Source organism: Atribacter sp. (genome assembly GCF_035418125.1).
In the GTDB taxonomy this organism is placed as follows: domain Bacteria; phylum Atribacterota; class Atribacteria; order Atribacterales; family Atribacteraceae; genus Atribacter; species Atribacter allofermentans.
On record NZ_DAOLQM010000055.1, the window covers coordinates 1 to 9762 of the forward strand.

Consider the following 9762-nt stretch of genomic DNA (forward strand, 5'->3'; position numbering starts at 1 on the left):
ACATCTGCCAGCTGGAACCCGGAAAGACATGGCCAGCGGCTGCCTGTATCCCCTTGTGTCCGTCAGAGATGATAAGGTTGACCTTGTCCAGTCCTCTCTCCTTCAGCTCAGAGAAAATATCTTCTCAGGTTAGTTCATCTTCGCAGTCCGCGATTCTGGTGCCAAGGATCTCCCGGAATCCGTCATTGCGGATCCCGGCAATAACGTGGAGTGCCTTATTGATATACCTTATCCCATCTTGAACCTTGAAATAGGAGGTATCTGCGAAGAGATATGGTATATAGGTCTCATTCGGCTGGAAGGGGAACTGATGGACGTTCTGGTCCAGTTCAGTGGCAATCTTCGAGATGTATAAGGCGGAGATCTTCTCGACGCCGGGATAAGCGACAATTTCCTGGATCTTCCTGGTGGAGACTCCTTGGAGATACGACTCCAGAATAGCATTTTCTACGGCCTTCCCGGTAAGGGAATATCATTCGAACACTTTTGTGTGGAAGGGACTATCGCGCAATTGCGGTTTATTAAGAATGCCCTCTCCATATGGTGTCTTGAGCGTCCTCTTGCGATGGCCGTTTCGGTACGTTCTCCTTGAACTCGTTCTCTGGTATCTCCCGACTCCAGCCTGCCGTTCTGCCTCCTCCTGCATCACCTTATTCAAAAACCAGGCGATGAGTTTCTTCATTCTTTCTCCGTTATCGGTAAGATAATGAAGTGCAACTTCCTTTCGATTCCTGCCCTGTATTCACCTGTTTGTCAACCATATAAAGGATAAAGGGCCTTTTCCAATTTTACATCATTTTGTGTACATTTTATAAGGTATCTTTAAATGAGATACTTTCTATTATCTATTATTGCAGGAATACCAATTATTCGCTAAACGTATTGGCCTCATAGGTATAACAAATATTCTCATCAGCCTAAGCGGAATTGTCCTCCTCCCAATCCTTACCAAAACCCTTCCAATTGAGGAATACGGGATATATATTCAGATTACCGTAACCATCGGTCTTTTCCCCGGAGTAGCGATGCTTGGACTCCCCTATACGATGGTTCGGTATCTTGCAGCGGCAAAATCGAGGGAAGAGATCCAGGATGCTTATTATTCAATCGCATGCATAACGGTTATCAGCGCAGGTCTTGCATCAACTGTTCTATTTTTTTTGGCCGAACCCATTGCCGCAGCACTCTTTGATGGCCGGACTACGATCCTCGAGTTACTCGCCCCCATTATCTTTTTGGAATGCATGAATCTCCTCCAGCTAAACTACTTCAGGACATTCTTACAGATCCGGAAATATTCATTTTTCCTTTTCCTCAAAACAGGTCTTCAAATCATTCTCATTGTGATATCTATCCTTACTGGCCATGGTCTCTTGGGTGTGGTAATGAGTTTTTTTGTTACCAGTCTTATTTTATTCCTCATCATGTGCTTTTTCATAGTTCATGGTATTGGCATCACTATTCCAACGTTTCGAAATTTGCGGGAATATCTCTTATTCGGTCTTCCTACAATCCCAGGAAATTTCTCCAGTTGGGTGGTGGATTCAAGCGATAGATATATGATCGCTCTTTTCCTTGGTGCTGCCTATGTCGGTTATTATTCGCCAGGCTACACTCTTGGAAATATTCTCACCATGTTCATCTCTCCATTGGTTTTTATACTACCCGCAATTCTTTCAAAATTATATGAAGAGAACGATCTACAGGCTGTTCAGACGATCCTGCAGTACTCTTTAAAATATTTCCTTATACTTGCAATTCCGTCATCTATTGGTTTGTCAGTTCTTTCAAAACCAATTTTGAGCATATTATCAACGCCAGAAATTGCATCAAATGGTTATTTAATCACTCCATTCACAGCGATGAGTGCAATATTTTTTGGGATATATGCAATCATTGTCCAAATACTCTTTTTAGAGAAAAAGACTATTATTACCGCTAAAGTTTGGATCGTTGCCGCACTTATAAATTTCGGATTAAACCTTTTTGCAATACCTTTCTTTGGGATTGTAGGGGCTGCTATTACGACTTTTTGTGCATTTATTTTCCCTCTTGGTGTTATCCTGTATTATACAAAAAAACATTCTTTTATTGATATTTTCCATGATTTTAATAAAACAATTCTACATATTTTTCTTGCATCGTTATGCGTTATACCAATTATCATAATGATTAAACCAAGTGATATTACATCTTTGATTGTGACAATTATGTTATATTCATTTTTGTATTTTGTTTTTTTATTTATGTTGCGGGAAATTAAGGAGCAAGAAATTCAATTTTTCAAAAAATTGATAATTGCAAAATAATTTTAAGGTATTTATGCGAACTGATTTGTCTTTTCAAGCTATCAAATGATTAAATCCCAATTGAGGGGAGTTCCTTTTTTAATATTTCTTTTTGCTTTCCTCCCAAGGACAAAATCTAAATATTTCGGAGGCAATCCGTATCCCGGCCGGATGGAACGCACATTCTCTTCAGAAAACTCTTCTCCAGCCCCAATATCTTTAGTAACATACAAAGATCTCCTGAACACCCTGCTGGTCTTCTCACACTCGGACATCTCATAGCATACTCTGCCAAGTGCCTTTTCCGTCTCCCTTACCACTTCCACCATTTTTTTGAATTCATGCGGTTCAAGAGAGAATACGCTGTCCGGACCCGGATATTCGCGGGTTAGTGTAATGTGTTTTTCTATAATTCTGGCACCAAGGGCGACCGCCGCCACCGAGGTGGCAACGCTCAAAGTGTGATCAGATAATCCAACCGGAACACGGAATGCCTTGGCAAGGTGTGGTATGGTTCGTAGATTCATCTCTTCCATTGGTGCCGGATAGGCACTCGTACATTTCAGGAGTGCGATGTCATTTTTGCCAATCGCCCTGATGGTCCGGACAGCGTCATCAATCTCTGCGAGGGTTGCCATTCCAGTAGAAAGAATAATTGGTTTACCTTGCTTGGCGATATAGCGGATTAATGGGAGATCAATGATCTCGAATGATGCTATTTTATATGCTGGAACATTCAGACTTTCAAGGAAATCTACGGCGGTCTTGTCAAAAGGTGAAGAAAAGCAGACTAAACCTAATTTTTTAGCCCTTTCCATGATTGGCTCATGCCATTCCCAAGGGGTATATGCCTGTTGATATAGGTTAAAAAGACTCTGGCCTTTCCACGGGCTTTTTTCATCTGTGATTTGGAATTCTGCATCATCAATGTCCAGAGTCATCGTATCGGCAGTATATGTCTGTAATTTTATTGCCTGGGCACCTGCTTCCGCAGCTGCATCGACAATCTCCAATGCTTTTTCAAGTGATTGATTGTGATTTCCGGACATCTCGGCAATAATGAATACAGGGGCAGTATCCGAACCAATTATGTGTTGAGCAATTTTGAAATGCATAGATTGTTCCTTAGACAATTTTATAATTAAATTCAGTTATTATTTCCATTTTAAAAATAAAGCGCCTACCATTAAATTCAAACCTTGCTGGATAACGTTCATTATCAACCATAAGAAGTTATTTAAATTGTTCTGCAAGAAAATTTTTATCATCTAATGCACTTTTATCCGGATAATCTCCATTAAAGTGGGCTCTCTCACGTGTTAAACACTTATCATTGTTATTACTAAATATTTCCTCACAACTAATCTGCATACAGTTTTCATAACCTGTTCCAATGCATATGGCAGTTCATCGATTAATTCAAAGCCAGAAAATAAAAAATTAAGTTTTGCAAATATATCCAAGATTTACTTCTCCTGCTACTTATAATGTGTAACTGAAATCTAACGTTTCCCTTTGAATAACCTGCTGATACTTTTAAAATCACATTACTCCCATAAAATTCAAGGAGGTATAGATTTATTTGATTAGATGATAACTATTAGGAATATATTATGTCATATTTTGACGGTAAGACCATTCTTATTACAGGGGGCACTGGTTCTTTTGGAAAAATATTCACCTCTCTCTTACTTAAGGAATGGAATCCCGAAAGCGTTCGCATTTATTCAAGAGGCGAGCTTCTCCAGTGGGAGATGCAACAAAAAATAAAAGATGATCGTCTTCGTTTCTTTATTGGTGATGTCAGAGATAAGGAGCGCCTTCACCGTGCGATGAATGATGTAGATATTGTTGTTCACGCTGCTGCGCTGAAACAGGTACCAGCAGCAGAATACAATCCTATTGAAGCCATTAAAACCAACATTGACGGAGCCGCAAACATCATCAATGCATCTATTGATAATGATGTTAAAAAGGTCATGGCATTAAGCACCGATAAAGCAGTGCATCCGGTGAACCTTTATGGGGCTACAAAAATGGTAGCCGAAAAACTTTTTATTCAGGGCAATAGCTATTCCGGAAAAAGAAAAACACGGTTCGCCTGTACGCGTTATGGAAATGTTATTGGAAGCAGAGGTAGTATTATTCCACTTTTACTGGAACAGAAAAAACAGGGAAGGGTAACAATAACCGATAAACGCATGACTCGTTTTTGGCTAACGCTTGAAGAAGGGGCATATTTCGTGGCTCATTGCATAGAGAGAATGAAAGGCGGGGAGATTTTTATCCCAAAGATTCCCAGTATGAAAATAATTGATTTAATAAAAATAATTGCCCCTGAATGCGAAATTGAAGTTGTTGGTATTCGTCCAGGAGAAAAACTTCATGAGGTTCTCATAACCGAAGATGAATCGCGTCATTCTAAAGATATGGGAGATTATTTTATTATAGAACCAGAATTAATATTCTGGAAGAGTGACAATTACCCCGAAGGAAAACCACTTCCTGAAGGATTCCGTTATTCAAGTGAGAAAAACTCACTGTCATTAGATGCCAATAAATTAAAATCAATATTGAAGATTTCGTAGATGTTACCTGATTAATGGGAGTTCAATGCAATTTATACCATATGGCCATCAATTAATCGACGATCAAGATATACTCTCTGTTGTGGACGTGCTAAAGAGCGAATGGCTTACAACCGGACCAGCTGTCAATCTTTTTGAACAAGAACTATGCAAATATATTGGCGCTCAATATGCAGTTGCAGTAAATAGTGGAACCAGTGCTCTGGATATTGCTGTTCAATCTCTTGATCTTCCGAAAAGCAGTGAAATTATTACCACCCCTTTTACATTTGTTGCAACGAGTAATGCTATTCTTTATAATGGTCATATCCCTGTTTTTGCAGATATAAATCCTAATACAAGAAACATTAATCCAGAGGATATTCGAAAAAAGATCACTCAAAAAACCCGTGCTATTATCTATGTTGATTACGCTGGTCACCCATGTGCCATAGATGAAATTAAAGAGATAGCTCAGGATAATAACCTATGGCTCATTGAAGATGCCTGTCATGCATTTGGTGCCTCTTATAAAAAAAGAAAAATTGGCACTTTCGCTGATATGACAGTTTTTAGTTTTCACCCGGTAAAACCAATTACAACTGGTGAAGGTGGGGCAGTGGTAACTGATGACCCAAAATTAACTGAAAAATTGAGACTTCTTAGAAATCATGGTATCGACCGAAATATAAAAAATATGTTCGGTGAAGGTTCACACTGGGCTTATGATATTGTTAAATTGGGAAAAAATTACAGGATGACTGATATTCAGGCGGCATTAGGAGCATCCCAATTAAGAAAAATTGACTATTTTATCACACTTAGAAATAATCTTGCGAAGATCTATGAAGAGTTGCTAGGAGAGCTACCGTGGCTTGAAACACCCCAATGTTATGATAATATTAGGCATGGATGGCATCTTTATACAGTATTATTAAATGGAATAAACAGAAATAACCTCTATTATTACTTGCACAAGAATAATATTGGTGCAAATGTCCATTATATCCCAATATACAAATTTTCTTATTATCAAAAACGTTTTCAAAATGTTACTTGGGAATTTCCAGCAACAGAGGATGTTTTTAATCGTATTTTAACCCTACCTCTGCATCCAGCGATGACAGAACAACATGTTGAATATATCTGTGAAATACTCAATAAGGCTAAATCAAGCCTTTAATGTCTGGATTGATAAAATGAAAATTGTTGCAATTATCCAGGCACGGATGGGAAGTACTCGTCTACCTGGAAAGGTCATGATGGACCTTTTAGGGGAGCCTGTGTTAGCTAGGGTAGTTAACCGGCTTCGAAGGTCAAAATTAATAGATGAGATCATTATCGCAACAACGAATCTCCCGATCGACGATGTGATTGTTACGCTCTGTCAAGAGCGACAATGGCTGTATTTCAGAGGAGATCAGAATGATGTTCTTGACCGTTATTATCAAGCAGCAAAGGCAAACCATGCTGATAATGTAGTCCGAATTACGTCTGACTGCCCAATGATTGATCCTGAAATTGTTGATCTGGTTATCGGAATTTTTCTAAATCTCCCCGATATAGATTATGTTTCTAACTCTCTACCTCCACGCAGTTTCCCCCGCGGTCTTGACACTGAAGTAATGACATTCAAGGCACTCGAGCGGGCATGGATAGAGGATGAAGATCCAAAAATGCGGGAGCATGTAACGCCATATATCTATCGGAACCCGAATAAATTTAATATTCGGAGTGTTGTCAATAATAAAGATCTTTCATCATACCGATGGACTTTGGACACTCCTGAAGACCTTGCTTTTATTCAGACTGTATATGGGCATTTTGGGGACGATCATTTCACCACGAGAGATGTTCTCGAGTATCTAGATAAGCATCCGGAATATGTAAGTATTAATCGGCATATTCAGCAGAAGGAAATATAAAATTAGCTTGCATATTCTTTCCATGAGAGAGATGAATATTTATGAATCATCAATTTCGTACAGAACAAGAATCATTTTGGGCTGGTGAATTTGGAACAGAATATATAAAGCGTTGTCAAGGCCCAGAATTATTAGCCTCTAATCTTGCCTTTTTCACCCGTGCATTGCACTCCACTCGTAAACTTAATAATTGCCTTGAATTTGGGGCAAATATCGGTATGAATTTGATGGCATTAAAACTTCTCTACCCCTATCAGGAACAGTTTGCTGTTGAAATTAATGCAAATGCTGTAGACGAGTTACGAACCATTCTTCTACCAGAAAATGTTTTTCATCTTTCAATTCTAGATTATACCCCTGTTCGTAGATTTGATTTGGTATTAATAAAAGGCGTTCTGATTCATATTAATCCAGATTATCTTACACAGGTTTACAAAATTTTGTATGAATCGACTGGACGCTACCTCCTCATAAGCGAATATTACAATCCCACTCCCGTTCAAGTATTATATAGAGGCTATTATGATCGCTTGTTTAAACGTGATTTTTGTGGAGAAATATTAGATATGTATCCCGATTTCAAACTTATTGATTATGGTTTTGTGTATCATCGTGATCCGAATTATCCCCAGGATGACATAACCTGGTTCTTGCTGGAACGGGACAATAATAAACAGTAATAGCACATCTCATAAATTATTGGTGAATAAAGTGCCTCTGACTTTTGTCTTTCGCGTTGACGCTTCCCTTACCATTGGCACAGGGCATGTTATGCGCTGCCTGACCTTGGGAAGCGTTCTTCTTAAAAAAGGTAACAATGTTTTTTTTATTTGCCGAGAGCACGAAGGTCACCTTTGTAACCTGATTGAACAGCAGGGATTTTCGGTATGCCGCCTTCCTGCACCTACTGGCAAAGAGCAAATTGAAAATACACCTCCTCATGCCCTCTGGCTCGGATTACTGTGGCATATAGACGCTGAACAAACTCGTATTGCTATCCAAAATCTGGGTATAAAACCTGATTGGTTAATAATAGATCATTATGCCATCGATCATCGCTGGGAAAGTGCTCTACGCCCATTAGTAGGCAACATTCTTGTTATCGATGATCTTGCTGACCGTATACATGACTGTGATCTCTTACTGGACCAGAATCTTTTTGATGATATACAAACCCGCTATGTTGGCAAAGTACCAACAGATTGTCGTCTCTTATTGGGTCCAGAGTATGCCCTTCTGCATCCAGTGTATGCTGATCTGCATGATCGCATTCCTCCGAGAGAGGGTCCTGTTCGTCGCATCCTGATCTCGTTCGGTGGTACGGACAACGATAACCTGACAGGGCTTGCCCTCTCGGCGGTCCTAAGTCTCGGTAGACCCGATATCGAGGTGGATGTAGTAATAGGAGAGGGGAATCCGTATATGTCCACCATCAGCAATCTTGCAGAGGGACACCAAAATGTAATTATTCATCGCCAGCTTCCGACACTGGCGATATTGATGGCAAAGGCAGACCTTGCCATCGGTGCAGCAGGCGCCACCAGTTGGGAAAGACTCTGCATGGGTTTGCCGGCAGTGGTGATCACCACAGCGGAAAACCAGCGACATATTGCAGAGGAACTAGAACGGAGAGGGCTAATTCGATACCTAGGTCACAAGAATGAAGTGACTCTTCAGGCTCTCAAGCATGCGATAGCAGATATAACCAATAAAGAATTAGATTATCACTGGTCCATTGAGTGTCACCAAACTATCGACGGGAAGGGAGTTGACCGTGTCAGTACGGTACTAACCATCAAACCTGATACACCCCTTCACGTGCGTCATGCCCGCCTTTCTGATGAAAAGTTACTGTTGAAATGGGCAAATGATCTGATTAATCGGTTCTATTCATTTTCACCCAAGCCGATTTCACAAGAGGTTTACCACAGGTTGTTTTATCAATGCCTGCGGGATGTCGAAGGATGCAGAATATATCTCATCGAGACATCAAATGGCATTCCCATTGGTCAAGTGCGATTTGAAAAGAAGGGGGAGATATGGGAGATTAGTTATTCGCTTGCATCAGAGTACCGGAGCAGAGGCATTAGTAATCGGTTACTTGAAACAGCGATACAGGAATTCAGATCTGGCATCAGGGGTGTTCTGGTGATAGAGAAGGTTAAGAAAGAGGACGTGCCCACCCAATGGGTTTTTGAATCTCCCGACTTTACCGCAATGGAGGGGAGGAAGAAATTTCATATCAATGTGTGCTCTGGTTTGAGCAGCTGGATAAATGGCTATCTTCCATGTTTAATACTGAAATGGCTAAAAGAGGGCCATGCAATACAATGGACCCATGATGCAGATGAATTATCACAAGGAGATATGTGTTTTTATTTGAGCTATGGAAAGATTGTTCGAAAAGAGATACTCGAAAGACATACGCATAACCTGGTGGTGCATGCAAGCAATCTTCCCAAAGGCAGGGGTTGGTCTCCGTTGACTTGGCAGGTGCTCGAGTCGGCTAATTCGATCCCAGTCACTCTCTTCGAAGCTGAAGAGGCATTGGATAGTGGTCCCATTTATCTCCAGAAACAAATAGTTCTTCAAGGAGATGAACTGGTAGATGAACTAAGGAACTTGGTGTTTCAGGCGACGTATGATCTCTGTACGGAATTTATCGATAATTATCCCGGGGTTCTAAATAATGCACGTCTACAGGAGGGAGAAGCATCATATTACAGGCGTCGCACACCCGATGACAGTGAGCTTGATCCTGATCGATCGCTTCGTTCGCAATTCAACCTGCTACGCGTCGTTGATAACGAGCGATATCCAGCTTGGTTCACTATTGGCCAGAAGAAATTTATAATCAAGATTATGAGAGGTGACGGTAAATGAAAAACGATTCACCGAAAAGCAATGAATTGTGATTGTAATATCCAGAATTAATTTTACATAGATCAACCTTCCGCATACATCCACCTCTGGGCATATCCC

At 40.3% G+C, this 9762-nt stretch carries 7 protein-coding genes and 1 pseudogene; 6 read left to right on the forward strand and 2 right to left on the reverse strand.

Annotated features, from left to right (window positions below; translation table 11 throughout):
• Window positions 1-682: pseudogene (locus tag PLK24_RS11515) on the reverse strand (IS256 family transposase); the annotation flags it as partial.
• Between the two features lie 169 nt (window positions 683-851).
• Between PLK24_RS11515 and PLK24_RS04605 the strand changes: the two are divergent.
• Entirely contained in the window at window positions 852-2309 is a 1458-nt protein-coding gene (locus PLK24_RS04605; RefSeq protein ID WP_324476753.1) for an oligosaccharide flippase family protein, read from the forward strand.
• 41 nt (window positions 2310-2350) lie between these two features.
• Here the strand turns inward: PLK24_RS04605 and pseI are convergent, their stop codons facing one another.
• On the reverse strand, window positions 2351-3403 hold the full coding sequence (gene pseI / locus PLK24_RS04610; protein WP_349770658.1) for a pseudaminic acid synthase: 1053 nt from the start codon (window positions 3401-3403) through the stop codon (window positions 2351-2353).
• A 498-nt stretch (window positions 3404-3901) separates the two neighbouring features.
• On the opposite strand from pseI, the gene pseB reads away from it, so the two are divergent.
• From pseB to pseG, 5 genes are read left to right on the forward strand one after another with little or no spacing between them, the layout of a single operon-like run.
• Window positions 3902-4876, forward strand: coding sequence for a UDP-N-acetylglucosamine 4,6-dehydratase (inverting) (gene pseB / locus PLK24_RS04615; protein ID WP_324476757.1), 975 nt, complete (start codon window positions 3902-3904; stop codon window positions 4874-4876).
• Between the two features lie 25 nt (window positions 4877-4901).
• Window positions 4902-6038: a UDP-4-amino-4,6-dideoxy-N-acetyl-beta-L-altrosamine transaminase gene (gene pseC / locus PLK24_RS04620; RefSeq protein WP_324476759.1), complete on the forward strand. Its 1137-nt coding sequence runs from the start codon at window positions 4902-4904 to the stop codon at window positions 6036-6038.
• 16 nt (window positions 6039-6054) lie between these two features.
• On the forward strand, window positions 6055-6780 hold the full coding sequence (locus tag PLK24_RS04625) for a cytidylyltransferase domain-containing protein (protein ID WP_324476761.1): 726 nt from the start codon (window positions 6055-6057) through the stop codon (window positions 6778-6780).
• A gap of 41 nt (window positions 6781-6821) precedes the next feature.
• The gene (locus PLK24_RS04630; protein ID WP_324476763.1) at window positions 6822-7460 is read left to right on the forward strand and encodes a pseudaminic acid biosynthesis-associated methylase; all 639 of its coding nucleotides are present in this window, start codon (window positions 6822-6824) and stop codon (window positions 7458-7460) included.
• Between the two features lie 22 nt (window positions 7461-7482).
• Window positions 7483-9663 carry a UDP-2,4-diacetamido-2,4,6-trideoxy-beta-L-altropyranose hydrolase gene (pseG, locus tag PLK24_RS04635; protein ID WP_324476765.1) on the forward strand — a complete coding sequence of 727 codons (2181 nt, stop codon included), beginning with the start codon at window positions 7483-7485 and terminating at the stop codon, window positions 9661-9663.
• The last annotated feature ends 99 nt before the right edge of the window (window positions 9664-9762 follow it).